Origin of the sequence: Arthrobacter pullicola (genome assembly GCF_014836875.1) — a bacterium.
In the GTDB taxonomy this organism is placed as follows: domain Bacteria; phylum Actinomycetota; class Actinomycetes; order Actinomycetales; family Micrococcaceae; genus Arthrobacter_B; species Arthrobacter_B pullicola.
This window is the reverse complement of record NZ_JACSQC010000003.1, coordinates 46,619-61,268: the sequence shown is the minus strand read 5'-3', so window position 1 is coordinate 61,268 and position 14,650 is coordinate 46,619. Positions and strand designations below refer to the sequence as shown.

The 14,650-nt window shown below is 67.3% G+C and carries 13 protein-coding genes and 2 tRNA genes; 4 read left to right on the top strand and 11 right to left on the bottom strand.

Annotation, left to right across the window (positions count from 1 at the left end; all coding sequences use genetic code 11):
- Positions 1-25: 25 nt before the first annotated feature.
- Positions 26-1,117 carry a fatty acid desaturase family protein gene (locus H9638_RS06550; RefSeq protein WP_191746426.1) on the bottom strand — a complete coding sequence of 364 codons (1,092 nt, stop codon included), beginning with the start codon at positions 1,115-1,117 and terminating at the stop codon, positions 26-28.
- Between the two features lie 261 nt (positions 1,118-1,378).
- On the opposite strand from H9638_RS06550, the gene H9638_RS06545 reads away from it, so the two are divergent.
- The 4 genes from H9638_RS06545 to H9638_RS06530 all read left to right on the top strand — a co-directional run bounded on the left by H9638_RS06545 (position 1,379) and on the right by H9638_RS06530 (position 5,952).
- The gene (locus H9638_RS06545) at positions 1,379-2,368 is read left to right on the top strand and encodes a patatin-like phospholipase family protein (protein ID WP_191746425.1); all 990 of its coding nucleotides are present in this window, start codon (positions 1,379-1,381) and stop codon (positions 2,366-2,368) included.
- Between the two features lie 77 nt (positions 2,369-2,445).
- The gene (locus tag H9638_RS06540) at positions 2,446-3,231 is read left to right on the top strand and encodes a MerR family transcriptional regulator (protein ID WP_191746424.1); all 786 of its coding nucleotides are present in this window, start codon (positions 2,446-2,448) and stop codon (positions 3,229-3,231) included.
- A gap of 52 nt (positions 3,232-3,283) precedes the next feature.
- On the top strand, positions 3,284-4,621 hold the full coding sequence (locus tag H9638_RS06535) for a type III PLP-dependent enzyme domain-containing protein (protein WP_191746423.1): 1,338 nt from the start codon (positions 3,284-3,286) through the stop codon (positions 4,619-4,621).
- Entirely contained in the window at positions 4,618-5,952 is a 1,335-nt protein-coding gene (locus tag H9638_RS06530) for a D-arabinono-1,4-lactone oxidase (RefSeq protein ID WP_318241804.1), read from the top strand. The genes H9638_RS06535 and H9638_RS06530 overlap by 4 nt, the downstream gene beginning before the upstream one ends.
- Positions 5,953-5,967: 15 nt before the next feature.
- Here H9638_RS06530 and H9638_RS06525 read toward each other — a convergent pair whose 3' ends face one another.
- From H9638_RS06525 to obgE, 10 genes are all read right to left on the bottom strand, one after another.
- Positions 5,968-6,873, bottom strand: a complete 906-nt coding sequence (locus H9638_RS06525) for an NUDIX domain-containing protein (protein ID WP_191746422.1) — start codon at positions 6,871-6,873, stop codon at positions 5,968-5,970.
- Positions 6,874-7,026: 153 nt separating this feature from the next.
- Positions 7,027-7,102 (bottom strand) — tRNA-Ala (locus tag H9638_RS06520).
- Positions 7,103-7,171: 69 nt separating this feature from the next.
- Positions 7,172-7,244, bottom strand: a tRNA-Ala gene (locus H9638_RS06515).
- A 179-nt stretch (positions 7,245-7,423) separates the two neighbouring features.
- Complete coding sequence (gene rsfS / locus H9638_RS06510) at positions 7,424-7,807, bottom strand: ribosome silencing factor (protein WP_191746421.1); 384 nt, start codon at positions 7,805-7,807, stop codon at positions 7,424-7,426.
- A gap of 19 nt (positions 7,808-7,826) precedes the next feature.
- Positions 7,827-9,311 carry a hypothetical protein gene (locus H9638_RS06505; RefSeq protein ID WP_191746420.1) on the bottom strand — a complete coding sequence of 495 codons (1,485 nt, stop codon included), beginning with the start codon at positions 9,309-9,311 and terminating at the stop codon, positions 7,827-7,829.
- Positions 9,312-9,364: 53 nt separating this feature from the next.
- Positions 9,365-9,997 (bottom strand): nicotinate-nucleotide adenylyltransferase, encoded by a 633-nt coding sequence (gene nadD / locus H9638_RS06500; protein WP_191746419.1) that lies wholly within the window; start codon positions 9,995-9,997, stop codon positions 9,365-9,367.
- Between the two features lie 37 nt (positions 9,998-10,034).
- A complete protein-coding gene (locus tag H9638_RS06495) occupies positions 10,035-10,271 on the bottom strand; it encodes a hypothetical protein (protein WP_191746418.1) in 237 nt (78 codons plus the stop codon).
- Between the two features lie 108 nt (positions 10,272-10,379).
- A complete protein-coding gene (locus tag H9638_RS06490; protein WP_191746417.1) occupies positions 10,380-11,705 on the bottom strand; it encodes a glutamate-5-semialdehyde dehydrogenase in 1,326 nt (441 codons plus the stop codon).
- Positions 11,702-12,946, bottom strand: a complete 1,245-nt coding sequence (gene proB / locus H9638_RS06485) for a glutamate 5-kinase (RefSeq protein ID WP_191746416.1) — start codon at positions 12,944-12,946, stop codon at positions 11,702-11,704. The genes H9638_RS06490 and proB overlap by 4 nt, the downstream gene beginning before the upstream one ends.
- Before the next feature lie 52 nt (positions 12,947-12,998).
- Positions 12,999-14,570, bottom strand: a complete 1,572-nt coding sequence (gene obgE / locus H9638_RS06480) for a GTPase ObgE (RefSeq protein ID WP_191746415.1) — start codon at positions 14,568-14,570, stop codon at positions 12,999-13,001.
- Positions 14,571-14,650: the final 80 nt, after the last annotated feature.

Sequence of the window (14,650 nt, the reverse complement as noted above, 5' to 3'; positions counted from 1 at the left end):
TTCAGTCTGTCAGATGCTGGCTGGGCTACCGGTACTGGGACCGGACAGGGCAGTCGAACGGATCCCGGGCGGCCAGGCCAACCCGGTTCAGATAGCGCACCACAATGCCGTAGGACTCGGTGATGGTGGCCTCCGTGTAAGGAATCTTGTGCTTGGCACAGTGTTCCTTGACGATCTCGCTGGCCCGTGCCAGGTGCGGGCGGGGCATGCTCGGGAAGAGGTGGTGTTCCACCTGGTAGTTCAACCCGCCCATAAACGTGCTCATGCCCCGGCCGGTGATGTTGCGCGAGGTCAGGACCTGCCGGCTGAGGAAGTCCACCTTGGAATCCCGCGGGATCAGCGGCATACCTTTGTGGTTCGGTGCGAAGGAAGCGCCCATGTAGACACCGAAGACGCCCAGCTGCACGCCGAGGAAGGCGAATGCCATACCCACCGGAAGGAAGAAGAACACTGCGCCGATGTAGAGGCCCAGGCGCAGGAATACCAGGGTGATCTCGGTGTAGCGGCCCTTGACCTTGTTCTTGGAGAACAGGTGCCGAATCGACGTCGCATGCAGGTTGATGCCCTCAAGGAGCAGCAGCGGGAAAAACAGCCAGCCCTGCCGGCGGGTCAGCCAGGCCATCAGGCCCTTACGGGTTTCTGCCTGCTCGACCTGGAAGGAGATGGTATCCATCTCAATATCCGGGTCCTTGCCAACCGTATTGGGGTTGGCGTGATGACGGTTGTGCTTGTTCATCCACCACTGGTAGCTGATGCCGACGACGGCGTTGGCCAGGAAGCGGCCGGCCCGGTCGTTCGCGGGTCCGGACTCGAACACCTGGCGGTGCGAGGCTTCGTGGGTGATGAACGCGATCTGTGTCAACAGGATGCCCAGCGCGGCTGCGATCAGCAGCTGGAACCAGCTCTCACCGATCAGGAAGAACCCTGTGCCGGCGGCAATCAGGCCGGCGCACAGGAAAGCGAAGGTGGTGATGTAGAAGGCCCGGCGCCGCTTGAGCAGTCCCTCGTCCCGGATGATTTTCAGCAGCGCCGAGTAGCTGCTGGTGACCGGGTTATCCCGGTTTCGGGGGGTGCGGCCTGTGTTTCCGGCCGTGCGGGACTGTGCAGCAATGCTCATAGCGCCTCTGGTGGTCTTCGACTTCCCAGCCGCGAAGGTAGAGCATTTGCTCTGCAGATGTGACCAGCGTAACCCGTCTTGCTGGCAAAACCCTGAGCGGTGTCTCCGGGGCGCGGCCGGTGCAGCTATGTGACGCTTCCGGATGAGCCTGATGACTCCGGTTGACGTACCGATGCAGCCCGGCCCCGTTGACCGGTCCAGTCTCCGGGCGGAGCATTGCTGGCAGAACCGGTCCCGCAACGCCAGCCCCCAGGAGCAGCCGTGATCCGAGTCCTGTCCATCGACGGCGGAGGAATCCGCGGCATCATTCCCGCGGCCTGGCTGATGAAGCTCGAGGAGCTTACGGGCAGGCACACCGCTGATCTGTTCGACATTATGGTGGGCACCTCCACCGGCGGCATCCTGGCTCTGGGCCTCGCCTGCCCTGCCCAGGGCAAAACCCCGCACAGCGCGGCTGCCCTGCGCAGCCTCTACGTCGACCACGGTGCGGAAATATTCTCCGGTCAGGGACGCCGCCTGAGCACCGGTTCAGCAGAACAGGCTTCCGCAGGACCGGCCCGGGAGGCACGCTATTCGTCCGAGCCGCTGCGCCGGTACCTGGACCAGTACTTCAGCGACCGGAGGCTCTCCCAGGCGCTGAAGCCGGTTGCGGTGGTCACGGTGGACCTGGCCCACTTCGCCGGCCTGCTCTTCAGCGGCGGCGGGCTGGGCCAGCACCCCCTCGGCGACGCACGGATGTCGCTGGCCGCACTGGCAACGTCCGCCGCGCCCACGTACTTCGAACCGGTGCGCTATGCCGGGCCGGACGGCGTCGACCGCCTCCTGGTGGACGGAGGACTGGCGGCCAATGATCCGGCGTTCGTGGCACTGGCGCTGGCACTGGTTCAGCAGCGGCGCTCCGGAGGGACGGAGGAAATCCTCCTGGTCTCCCTGGGCACCGGCCTCCAGGCAGGCGGCGGTTCCCTCGAAGCAAGTTCCCTGGCGCAGCTGGCCCATCCCGAACAGCTGGCCGCCTTGGAACCAATAGTCGAATCACTCTACGGGGCACCCGGACTGCTCACCCGTCACCTGCTCGCCTCCGCGCTGGGCACGGGATATGTCCGGGTACAGACCCGGCTGCTTCCCGGGGTGGACCATGCCCTGGACAACGCCAGCCCGGAGAACATCCGCGGGCTGCTGGCGACCGCTGATGCCCTGGTGGCAGCTGACGGCGAACGGCTCCGGGAACTGGCCGCTGCGCTGGCCGGTTGATGGTGGCCCGATGGCTGGCGGCCGATTGGATGGTCGCCGGTTGACATTGACGCGGCGTCAACTTGTAGCGTTGAGGCATGAGCCAGAAACCAGGCCCCGGACGCAGCGAATGGTCCGTGCAGGAAGTCGCGCGGCTGGCCGGAACAACCAGCCGCACCCTGCGGCACTACGACGCCGTTGGCCTTTTGCCGCCGTCGCGCATTGGGTCCAATGGCTACCGCTACTACGACCAGGCGGCACTCATCCGGCTGCAGCGCATTCTGCTGCTGCGCGGACTGGGCGTCGGGCTGGATGGCATTGCCGCGGTCCTGGAACGCGACGTTGACGCAGCCGCCGCGCTGCGGACGCACCTGGACTGGCTTCGAAAGGACAGGGACCGGCTGGGACGGCAGATCGCCTCAGTGCAACGGACCATCACAGCTTTGGAGGAAGGGAAGGACATCATGGCGGACAGAGCATTCGATGGCTTTGACCACAGGGAATACAAGGAGGAAGTAGAGCAAAAATGGGGCCAGGAGGCCTATGCCCGCTCGGATGAGTGGTGGCGAAACCTTCCCGACGGCGAGCGGACCCAGTGGCGGGCCGAGACGGAAGCGCTGGGACAGGCCTGGACCGAGGCGGCAGCGCAGGGCACCGACCCCACCGGTCCAGCTGCCCAGGGACTTGCGGCCCGCCACATCGACTGGCTGAAGGGAGTGCCCGGCGCTCCCACCGATCCGGAAAACCTGTCCGGGTATGTACGGGGCCTGGCCGACATGTACGTGGCCGATCCGCGGTTCGCCGCCAACTACGGTGGACCCGACGGGGCAGCGTTCGTCCGTGAGTCGCTGCTCGCTTATCTGGAGGGCGGGCTGAAGGGCTAGCTTCCCCGGCGGGTTCCGGGCGCGGGAGCTGATGCATGGCTAGTATCCAGGCATGAGATTCAGTGACCCGGCGCCCGAACCCGGGGCTGCCGGTGCCCCGGCGGAGAATCCCCCGGGGGCCGGCAGCCCGGCGGAGGGTGCCGGCCCCCGGCACGCCGCCCTCGGCCTCGGCGTACCAGCCGACGCGGAACCCTGGCGGGATCCGGGAACCTACTGGCCCTCGCTGAGCGCCGCCGTCGCGCACCTGGATGCGCCGGTGGCGGTACTGGGGCTCGATGCCCTGCGCTTTAATGCCCGCGACCTGCTCCGGCGGGCCGGCGGCCTCCCGCTTCGCGTCGCTAGCAAGTCCATCCGCGTCCGGGCGGTGCTGGACGCCCTGCTCGAGCTGCCGGGATTCAGCGGCATCTTCGCGTTTACCCTGCCGGAGGCGCTGTGGCTGGCAGAACGCTGCAGCGACGTCGTCGTGGGCTACCCCTCGGCCGACCGGAATGCGCTGAAACGGCTGCTTGCCGATGAACGGCTGGCTTCCCGGATCACGCTGATGGTCGATGACGAGGCGCAGCTGGACCTGGTCGATTCCCTGGTTCCTCCCGGGAGGCGCCCCCTGGTGCGAGTCTGCCTGGACGCAGATGCCTCCTGGCAGGCACCGGTGCTCGGGTTTATCGGCACCCGCCGCTCCCCCCTGCACGCGCCGGAACAGGCCCTTGCACTGGCCCGCCGCATCCTCGCCCGCCCGGGATTCACCCTGGTGGGACTGATGATGTACGAAGGGCAGATCGCCGGCGTCGGGGATGCGGTTCCCGGTGCCCTGCCGGCCAACCAGCTGATGCGCTGGATCCAGGCCCGGTCCATGGCCGAGCTGACGGAACGCCGCGGAGTAATCGTCCGCGGGCTCAGGCAGCTGGCGGACCTGGAATTCGTCAACGGCGGCGGCACCGGATCCGTCGAGGCAACGGGCCGGGATCCTTCGATCACGGAGATTACCGTTGGCTCCGGATTGTTCGCCGGGCACCTGTTTGACACTTACCGGGCCTTCTCCCCCGCCCCCGCTGCCGCCGTCGCACTGGATGTGGTGCGCCGCCCCAAGCCGGACACCGCAACCGTCCTGGGCGGCGGCTGGATCGCCTCCGGCCCGCCCGGCGCCAGCCGCGTTCCGCAGGTGGCCTGGCCACCGGGCCTGAAGCTGCTGCCGCGGGAGGGAGCCGGTGAAGTGCAGACCCCGCTCACCGGCAGCGCGGCAGCTGACCTCAGCGTCAGCGGCCGGGTCTGGCTGCGGCACGCCAAGAGCGGCGAACTTTCCGAGCGCGTCAACGAGTTCCAGGTGGTCCACGACGGCGTTGTGGTTGGCGTGCTGCCCACCTACCGCGGCGAGGGAAAGGCGTTCCTGTGACCAGGCGGGTCAAAACTCGACAGGAACAGCGCCAACGGCTGGAGTGGCGGAACTGGGGCCGGACCGTCAGCGTCCGCCCGGAACGGGTCGAGGCTCCCCGCTCCCTCCCCGAACTTCAGCGCCTGGTGGCATCCGCCGCGGGTGCCGGGCAGCGGGTCAAGGCTGTTGGCGCCGGACACAGCTTTACCGGCATCGCCGAAGCTCCCGGCCTGCTGCTGGATCTGGCCCAGCTGCAGGGACTGCTCGGTGTGGACACGGCCCGCGGCCAGGTTCGGCTGCTGGCCGGAACCCGTCTGCACCGGATTCCGGGACTCCTCGCTCCCTACGGCCTGGCGATGCCGAACCTCGGCGACATTGACCGCCAGTCCATTGCCGGTGCCGTCTCCACGGGCACCCACGGGACCGGCGCAGCCTTCGGCGGCCTTGCCACCCAGGTGGCAGGACTGACCCTGGTACAGCCCGACGGCGGCCTGCTCACCCTGGACGCCAGCGATCCCCTGCTGCCGGCGGCGGCTCTGAGCCTGGGGGCCCTTGGCGTCATTGCCGAGGTGACCCTGCAGTGTGTACCGGCGTTCGTGCTGCGTGCCGAGGAACGATCCGAGCCGCTGGCAGGTGTGCTCGAAGAACTGACCGAACGGGTCCTGGGCACCGACCACTTTGAGTTCTACTGGTTCCCGCATACCGACCGGGCTGCCACGAAGAGCAACACCCGGCTGGCGGGCTCCGTGCCGCGCCGGCCGTTGCCGCCGCTGGGCCGGTGGGTGGATGAGTCGCTGCTCTCCAACACGGTGTTCCGGGCAGCCTGCGCGGCCGGAACTCTTGCTCCCGCGGTGGTGCCGGCCGTCAACCGCGCCGCGGCACGGCTGCTGGGCGGCCGGGACTATGCCGATTTCGCGCCGAAGGTCTTTACCCAGCGGCGCACGGTGCGCTTCCGTGAAATGGAATACGGGCTGCCCGCTGATCTGCTGCCCGCGGCGTTCGAGGCGCTGCAGACTCTGCTGAAGAAAAACCGCTGGCGGATCTCCTTTCCGGTGGAAGTCCGCTGGGCCGCCGCTGACGACCGCTGGCTCTCCACCGCCTACGGCCGGGACACCGCCTACATCGCCGTACACCGTTACTACCGGGAAGATCCGGCCGAATACTTCGGGGCCGTGGAGGAAGTGATGCTCGCTCACGGCGGCCGGCCGCACTGGGGCAAGCTGCACGGCCTCGATGCCGCGGCCCTGGAGCAGCGCTATCCCCGCTTCAGGGATTTCCTGGCCCTGCGGGACCGGCTCGACCCCGGCCGTGTGTTCGCCAATCCGTACCTGGACCGGGTCCTGGGTCCATGAGCGGCGCCGGGCTCCTCAGTAGCCGAGCAGGTCCCTGAATCCACCGGCGCCGATGACGGAAGCACCGGCGCCGCGGCTGCGCTCCGCCAGCTCACGGTCACTCGTAGCCACGGTGACCGTCCGTCCATCAGCCACCAGCTGTTCCGTAACGGCGGCAATCGTGTCATCACCCGGGCCGTCGGCACGGACAACCCGAATGGGACCTGCGGGGTCCGGAGCGGACCGGGCCTGCCCCTCCAGCACCACCACCAGCTCGGGATACCAGAGGTCTTCCGGAAGGCCGAGCAGGGAGGCCGGAAGCCCGCGACCCGAAGCGGCGGCCGCGGCGTCCAGCAGCCGGGCCGCTGCGCCTGCCCGGTCCTTCCACCAGCCGTCCGGCACCGAGCCGATCACGTTGGCTGCATCAACAACAACCACAGGGCGGACGTCAAGCAATGGCCGCAGGCGCTGCCAGGACGCGGCAAACCCGGGGTGCAGCGGCAGCCCGGCAACGTCGTCGGGCGCCACCCAGGCAAGTTCATGGCTTTCGGGATCGCTGATGACGGGTTCAAAGGGGACGGTGACATCCCCGACGATCGTGGCGTAGGACCAGATCCCCAGGTCCAGCACACTCATGAGTCTGGGCCGGATGGCTGTTGCCGGTACACCGGCTTCCTCGGCAGATTCCCGCAGGGCCGCCGCCAGCGCCGGTTCGTGCTCGTGCCGTGCACCTCCCGGCAGCGCCCACGTGTCGCCGTGATGACTCCAGGTAACCCGGTGCTGCAGCAGGATCCCGCGTGCCGGGTCGAAGGCAAGCAGGCCGGCGGCGCCAAAGCGCCCCCAGTACCGCTCACCGGTTTCTGCGACCACCCAGGCATCGCCGGGATCCCGCGGTCCGTGGGGACGGCGGGGTTCTCCGGGGGCAGGTTGTTCAATACTCACGCGCCCACCTTTTCATATCCGGGCGTCCGCTGCCGTAAGGCACCCCGCCTGCACCGGCACCGGCACCCGGACACAAAAAAACCTGCCCCGCAGCTGCGGAACAGGTTTTTCGAATTCGTGAATCTTCTTCGAATTCGTGAATCTTTTTCGAATTGGTGGAGCTGAGGGGACTCGAACCCCTGACCCCCTGCATGCCATGCAGGTGCGCTACCAGCTGCGCCACAGCCCCAATTCAGTTTTTGTTTCCATCGGATCCTTCGATCCAACCCTAAACCACGGCTGCCCGTGTGTTTATCGGTGGAGCTGAGGGGACTCGAACCCCTGACCCCCTGCATGCCATGCAGGTGCGCTACCAGCTGCGCCACAGCCCCGAAATACTGCTCTATCAGTGCAGTTCAGAATGTCTTTCCCGCCTGGATTCTTAGGTCCCTGCCGAAGCAACTCCTCTACTTTAGTACAGAAGCGCGGTAGTGCAAAATCAAACTACACCGTTGGTATTCGCGCTGTGGGAGGGCCGGAGCCGGAAGCTCCTGCCCCCCACTAAGCAACGTTACTCGGCGTCGGCTGCCGGGGCTTCGGGAAGCTGCAGGTCAACCGCGGGGCAGTCCTTCCAGAGGCGTTCCAGGGCGTAGAAGACCCGGTCCTCCTCATGCTGGACGTGAACCACCACTGTGGCGTAGTCCAGCAGGACCCAGCGGCCTTCGCTGCGGCCTTCGCGGCGCACCGGCTTCAGTCCCGACTTGGCAAGCTCCTCTTCGACGCCGTCGACGATGGCGTTGACCTGGCGTTCATTCGACGCGGACGCGATGAGGAAAACGTCGGTGATAGCCAGCCGTTCGCTCACGTCGATCGCGACGATGTCATCCGCCAGCTTGGCCGATGCGGCTCTGGCCGCAGTCCGGGCGATATCTATGGATGATTCGGTGGCGCTCAACGTTTCTCCTTGTGTGGTATCAGCTGCCAAGGCCGCCGACGATCAGTATTATTCCGAGGATGAGGGCCGACAGGCCCACACCCACAATTCCCAGGGACACGGCTCGTATCCTCCGGCTGCGGCCGAGGCCGGCAGTCATAACATCCAGGGGGTCCAGGCCAAAGGCGCTCCGTGCACCGATCGGCTTGGCACCCTGGTCCGCTTCCAACGGGGCATTCACCAGTGCGTCGGCGCGGGCCAGGATCCTCGAATGCCGGACATCTGCCTGCTCCGGGGTCCGTGCCTGCGCGCCGCCGGGGCGGTGCCCCCTCGCCGGCTGCCGGACGGGAGCCTTCCTGCCGGCCCCCGCCGCCTGCGGTGGCGCAGGATTGGAGGGAGCAGCAGGATTCGACGACGTAACAACAGGCACGTGGGACGTGGCCGGCGGTTTCATGACCGGCCGCTCCAATCCCGGAACCTCTACGAACTCGAGCGGAGTCACCATGGCCAGGTTGTGGGCAGTCGTTGGGTCTGACTGAGGCGAGCGGCGCTGCTCGTTTTCCTGGGCCAGGCGCTGGATGTTCTGTGTCCGCCGGTTCAGGACGGCGGCCCGTTCGGCCAGAGCGCGCTGCTGCGCCAGCAGCTCCAGGTCCACGGCTTGCGGATCGGCCTGCTGCAGGGCCTCCATGGCTGCCACCTGGTTGCGCGCCTGATGCTTCAGCGCTTCCCGTGCCGCCAGTGCCTGTTCCACGGTCATATCCGCGATGTCCGCATTGGGTTCCGGGGCGGACGGGGGAAGCTTTTCAGGACCCGTGGATGACTTGACCCCGGTGGACCGCTTAACTCCCCGCGGCCCGGGCGCTTCGGTCTGAGCATCAAGCGCTGCGGCTGGATCCGCGGGTGACTGAGCTGGCGCCTTGACCGGTGCCTGAGCAGGTGCCTGAACTAACGGCGCGCGGCTCGGTGCCGGGGTAACGGGTTTGATGACGGGTGCCGGCTGCTCTTCGGCGGCACGCCGCCGGCGTTCCCTGCGGCTCGATATCTGGGGTGCCGGCTCGCTGGTCTGGTGGGATGCTGCTGCGGGGCCGGAACGGCGGCCGGAGCCGCCGGCGGCCGGCGCCTGTGTTCCCGCAGGCTTGCCGGGCACATCTCCGGCAGCGGGAGGAGCAGCGGGGGCGCCGCTGGCAACACCTGCGGCAGCCGAAGGAGCAGCGGGAGTGCCTCCGGGCAGGGGCGGGACAGGAACGGAGGTTTCCGGTTTCTGCTCCTGCTCGGCCGCAGTCTTTTCCCGGGCGGCCTGCTGGGCCTGCTGCTGGGCTATCCGCAGCTGCCGCCGGGTGGGAGGGTTGGCACTGGACTCATCGGGCCGCTTCTGGCTGTCGGTGAGCGCTTTGTAAGCACGAAGGGCTTCCCGGTCCCGTGCCCGCTGCTGGGACTCCCGTTCCTGGTGCCCCGCATCTGCCGTCGAGCCTGCCGCGCGGCGGCTGCGTCGAGGTGCGTCTGCGGACTCTGGACCGTTAGTCATTTCCTACCCATCCGGTGTTGATCGCTCAGGCTGCCGGTTTCAGTTCCGGCAGCCTATGCCTGCTGCTGCTGCGAAGGTGTGTACAGGTTGTGCTTGGCGATGTACTGCACCACCCCGTCCGGTACCAGGTACCAGACCGGCTCGGACGCTGCGACCCGCTGGCGGCAGTCGGTCGATGAAATGGCCATCGCCGGAACCTCCAGGAGGCTGACATCGTCGCGGCCCATGTTCTGCAGTTCGTGCCCGGGCCGGGTCACTCCAACAAAGTGGGCCAGCGTCCAGAGTTCCTGGACGTCCTTCCACGAAAGGATCTGCGCCATGGCGTCCGCACCGGTGATGAAGAACAGTTCGGCGTCCGGGCGCGCGCGGCGCAGATCCCTTAGCGTATCAATTGTGTAGGTGGGTCCGGGCCGGTCGATGTCCACCCGGCTTACCGTGAAGCGCGGATTGGAAGCCGTGGCGACCACTGTCATGAGATAGCGGTGCTCCGCCGGAGTAACCTCCTGGGCGGGTTTGTGCCACGGTTCACCGGTGGGCACGAAGACCACTTCGTCCAGATTGAACACCGCCGCCACTTCGCTGGCCGCCACAAGGTGGCCGTGGTGAATGGGATCAAACGTGCCGCCCATAACGCCAAGGCGGTAGGGGCGGCGTCGTCCCTCAGCCAGGTCTTCTGCTGTGTTCATGCGTGCGGTACCCGCGGCTCCACCTGGGGCGGGACCTTTATTCGGGGATGCCCTGTCCGTGGTCGTGCTTGTTCGGGTGCTGGCGCTGCGGATCCACGTGCTCGGCTACTGCTTCGTGGCGGTGGCCCAGGCTGGTAAACGCCATGGTGGCGAACATCAGGACCATGAAAATGCCGAAGATGACCGCTCCGTAGACGATCGCCGGGGTGCCCTCGGCGTGTTCTTCGGCAACTTCGGCCGCCATCAGTGCAGCACTGGAAAGCTGGATCAGCATGAATCTCCCTAAATCAACCGCCGGAGAACCCGGCAGAGCATCGTTTCTAGATCAATGGTACGCGTCTGCGGCCCGAACAACGCAGTCCGGGCCCGGGGGTGAAGGGCGTTAGCCCCGCACCTGCCCCTCGCCCTGGATGATCCATTTGGTGGTCGTCAATTCCTTCAAGCCCATCGGGCCCCGCGCATGCATCTTTTGGGTTGAGATGCCTACCTCTGCGCCAAGGCCAAGTTCCCCGCCGTCGGTGAAACGGGTGGAGGCATTGACGATCACGGCAGCGGAGTCGATTTCAGCAATGAAACGCTCGGCGTTGGCGAGGTCGTTGGTGATGATGGCCTCGGTGTGGCCGGTGGTCCAGCGGCGGATGTGGTCCAGGGCTTCGTCCATGGAGTCCACCATCGCCACGGCCAGGTCCAGGTCCATGTACTCGCGGCCCCAGTCCTCGTCCGTGGCAGCTGTTGCTTCGACACCGCCGGGCAGGATGGCCCGGATGCGCTCATCGGCGTGCAGCCGCACCCCGGAAGCCGCCAGGGTTGCCAGGACTTCACGGGCAGCTTTGGCGCCGCTGTGCACCAGCAGGGTCTCCACCGTGTTGCACACGCTCGGGCGCTGGGTCTTGGCATTGAGCAGGATGTCGACGGCCATCTCTTCGGGAGCGGTCTCGTCCAGGAAGATGTGGACATTGCCCTCACCGGTCTCGATGACCGGCACGGCTGCGTTGGTGACGACGTTCTGGATCAGTGCCCGGCCGCCGCGGGGAATCAGGACATCCACGCGCCCGCGGGCCTTCATCAGGACGTTCGCCCCGGCCCGGCCGTAGCTGTCGATGCTCTGGACTGCATCCGCGGGCAGTCCCACAGTGTCCAGGGCGTCGCGGATCAGGTCCACCAGCACCGTGTTGGTCGAAGCGGCGGCACTTCCGCCGCGGAGGATCACCGCGTTCCCGCTCTTAAGTGCGAGTCCCGCAATGTCCACGGTCACGTTGGGGCGGGCCTCGTAAATGGCGCCCACCACGCCCAGCGGCACATGGACCTGCCGCAGGCGCAGCCCGTTGGGCAGGGTCTGGCCGCGGGCGACCGATCCCACGGGGTCCGGCAGCCCGGCCAGGTTCCGCAGCGCGTCGGCGAGCCCGTCGATGCGTTCCGGGGTCAGCGTGAGACGGTCCAGCAGTGCCTCGGAAGTGCCGCTTTCACGGCCCCGCCGTACGTCCTCCGCGTTCGCGGCGAGCACGACGTCGCGCCTGGCGACGACGTCCTGGGCGATCTGCTCCAGGGCGAGGTCCTTCCAGGCCCGGTTGGCGCGGGCCATCCGCCGGGCAGCAGTCCTGGCCCGGTCGGCAATACGGTGCACGCCGGCTTCGACTTCCTCCGGCGAGGGTGCCTCACTTCCGGCGCGGTCGTCGGACGTGGCGGAAGTGGTGTTCACGGCGGTCATGCTCCCAGTGTAGCGGCGGCCCCGCCGGCCTGCCCGGTCCGTGACAGTGAGGGTCCTGCGTCCGCCCGGGCGGAGCGTGGCTGCAGGATCACAAGGTCGTTGACGTGCACCACCGAGCGCTCATAACCGCGGCCGAGTTCCCGGGCCAGTTCGCGGGTGGAGCGGCCCAGCATCTGGGGCAGTTCATCGGAGGCATAATTGGTCAGTCCGTGGGCCAGGACGCGTCCGGAGGTATCGCGCAGCGCCACCGGGTCACCGGGCTCAAAGTGCCCTTCCACAGCCACTACGCCCGCGGGCAGCAGCGACCGGCGCCGCTCCCCCACAGCCCGGGCCGCGCCGTCGTCAAGCACCAGGGTTCCCTGGATCCTGGCGAGGTGGGCCAGCCAGAGCAGGCGGATCGGCTGGCGCACGCCGCGGGTGGCGAACCAGGTGCCGACGTCTTCACCGGCCAGCGCCGCGGCGGCGTTTTCCGTGGACGTCACCAGTGCCGGAATGCCGGACTGCGCGGCAATGGTGGCGGCCTCGACCTTGGTGACCATTCCGCCCGTGCCGACGCCGGCTTTGCCGACCTTGCCGATCCGGACATCTTCCAGGTCCTTCAGGCCCGTGACCTCCGGAATGCGCCGCGCACCGGCCGACGGCGGGCCATCGTAGAGCGCATCGACGTCGGAAAGCAGAATCAGGGCATCCGCCTTGACCAGGTGCGCGACGAGCGCCGCCAGACGGTCATTGTCGCCGAAGCGGATTTCATGGCTGGCGACGGTGTCATTCTCATTCACGATGGGCACCACGCCAAAGTTCAGCAGCCGCTCCATCGCCCGGTGGGCGTTGGCATGGTGCGTCCTGCGCATCAGGTCTTCCACCGTGAGCAGGACCTGGCTGACCGTGACGCCGTGGGCGCCGAAGGCCTGGGTGTACCGGGCCATCAGCAGCCCCTGGCCCACGCTGGCGGCCGCCTGCTGTGTTGACAGCTGGGCCGGCCGCTTGGACAGGCCCAGGGGCGCCAGGCCGGCCGAGATGGCGCCGGAGGACACCAGGATGATTTCGGTTCCCTGCCGCCGCCGTGCCGCCAGGACGTCGGCAAGGGAGGTCAGTGCTTCATCGGAGATGCCGCCCGCAACGGACGTCAGGGATGAGGAGCCGACCTTCACGACTATGCGGCGGGCGCGGGCCAGGCCGGCCCGCGACTTCAGCGGACGTTTGGGAACGGGAGGGATCTGTACTTCAGTTTCTTCACTCATGACCGATCCACCCTATGTCCAAGTTCCCTCCAGCTCCGCTTCTATGACCGGATTAGTCCTCTTCCGCTGCCGGAGGAGCCGAATGCTTGTAGTTCACCGATTCGGTCCAGATTCCGGCCTTGCGCTCGGCTTCCAGCTCGGCACGGGCCGCGGCGCGGGCATCCTTGCGCTGCTGGTGATCCTCGCGCTTTTCGTTACGGGTCGGGCGGGAGAACTCTTCGATCCGGATGTCGGATCCGCGCGGTGAAGCAGCGAGGAGTTCGGCGCCGCCGATCATGGTCGGCTCCCAGTCGAAGACGACGCCGTCGCCCTCGCCGATAACCACCGCGTCGCCGGGCTTGGCGCCGGCCTTGAAGAGCTGGTCTTCAACGCCGAGCTTGGCCAGCCGGTCAGCCAGGTAACCCACTGCTTCGTCGTTGGTGAAGTCGGTCTGCTGGACCCAGCGCACCGGCTTGTCACCGATCACACGGAACAGCGGTTCCAGGTTGCGTTCCTCGCGGCGGATGGTGAAGCCGCCCTTGCCGTTGACCGAACGGGGACGGACCACGGGAGGTGCGATCCGCGGCGGAGCGGTCGCCACGGCCTTGCGGGCCTCGGAGACAATTGCTGCCATGGCGAAACCGAGTTCGCGCAGGCCTTCGTGGCTTGAGGCAGAGACCTCGAACACCCGGTAGCCGCGCTTCTCAAGTTCGGGGCGGACGAATTCGGCCATGTCGCGCCCGTCGGGGACGTCAACCTTGTTCAGCGCCACCAGGCGCGGACGCTGGTTCAGGGGCACGACGTCGCCGTCGGCACCCGCGTAGCTCATGTCCACTTCGTACTTTTCCAGCTCGGCCTCGATGATGTCGAGGTCGCTGAGCGGGTCACGGTCGCCTTCCAGGGTTGCGCAGTCCAGGACATGCACCAGGGCAGCACAGCGTTCAACGTGGCGCAGGAAGTGGTGTCCCAGCCCCTTGCCCTCCGACGCGCCCTCGATGAGGCCCGGTACATCTGCCACCGTGAAGCGGACATCGCCCGCCTGCACGACGCCCAGGTTCGGGATGAGGGTGGTGAAGGGGTAATCGGCGATCTTGGGCCGGGCCGCGGACATGGCCGCAATCAGCGAGGACTTGCCGGCGGACGGGAAGCCCACCAGGGCGATGTCGGCGATGGACTTGAGTTCCAGGACGATGTCCCGCTCATCTCCCGGGGTGCCCAGGAGGGCAAAGCCGGGGGCCTTGCGCTTCTGTGAGGAGAGCGAGGAGTTACCCAGCCCGCCCTGGCCGCCTGCGGCAGCCACATACTCGGCGCCCATGCCCACCAGGTCGGCAAGCACTTCGCCGTCCTTGGACTTGACCACGGTGCCTTCCGGCACCGAAAGGATCAGGGTCTCCCCCGTCTTGCCGGCGCGCCAGTCACCCATGCCCGGTCCGCCGTTGCCTGCGTGGCGGTGCGGTGCATGATGGTAATCCAGCAGGGTGGTCGTCTGTCCGTCCACGCGCAGGATGACGTCGCCGCCGTCGCCGCCGTTTCCGCCGTCCGGGCCGCCGAGCGGCTTGAACTTCTCGCGCTTTACGGACACACACCCATGGCCGCCGGCACCGCCCGAAACATGCAGTACAACACGGTCTATAAAGCTGGCCATGGTTCTCCTTGTTGAAAAATTTGGATCAAGCCAAGTCTACTCGGCTTAAAAAAACGGTGGGGGGGGCCCAAATGGGGCGC

Excerpts from the sequence above, each read along its gene's own strand:
- H9638_RS06490 (WP_191746417.1), bottom strand. The coding sequence starts at position 11,705 with ATGACCGCCGTGAACACCACTTCCGCCACGTCCGACGACCGCGCCGGA.
- proB (WP_191746416.1), bottom strand. The coding sequence starts at position 12,946 with ATGAGTGAAGAAACTGAAGTACAGATCCCTCCCGTTCCCAAACGTCCG.
- H9638_RS06505 (WP_191746420.1), bottom strand. The coding sequence starts at position 9,311 with ATGACTAACGGTCCAGAGTCCGCAGACGCACCTCGACGCAGCCGCCGC.
- obgE (WP_191746415.1), bottom strand. The coding sequence starts at position 14,570 with ATGGCCAGCTTTATAGACCGTGTTGTACTGCATGTTTCGGGCGGTGCC.
- H9638_RS06550 (WP_191746426.1), bottom strand. The coding sequence starts at position 1,117 with ATGAGCATTGCTGCACAGTCCCGCACGGCCGGAAACACAGGCCGCACC.
- H9638_RS06540 (WP_191746424.1), top strand. The coding sequence starts at position 2,446 with ATGAGCCAGAAACCAGGCCCCGGACGCAGCGAATGGTCCGTGCAGGAA.
- H9638_RS06535 (WP_191746423.1), top strand. The coding sequence starts at position 3,284 with ATGAGATTCAGTGACCCGGCGCCCGAACCCGGGGCTGCCGGTGCCCCG.
- nadD (WP_191746419.1), bottom strand. The coding sequence starts at position 9,997 with ATGAACACAGCAGAAGACCTGGCTGAGGGACGACGCCGCCCCTACCGC.
- H9638_RS06495 (WP_191746418.1), bottom strand. The coding sequence starts at position 10,271 with ATGCTGATCCAGCTTTCCAGTGCTGCACTGATGGCGGCCGAAGTTGCC.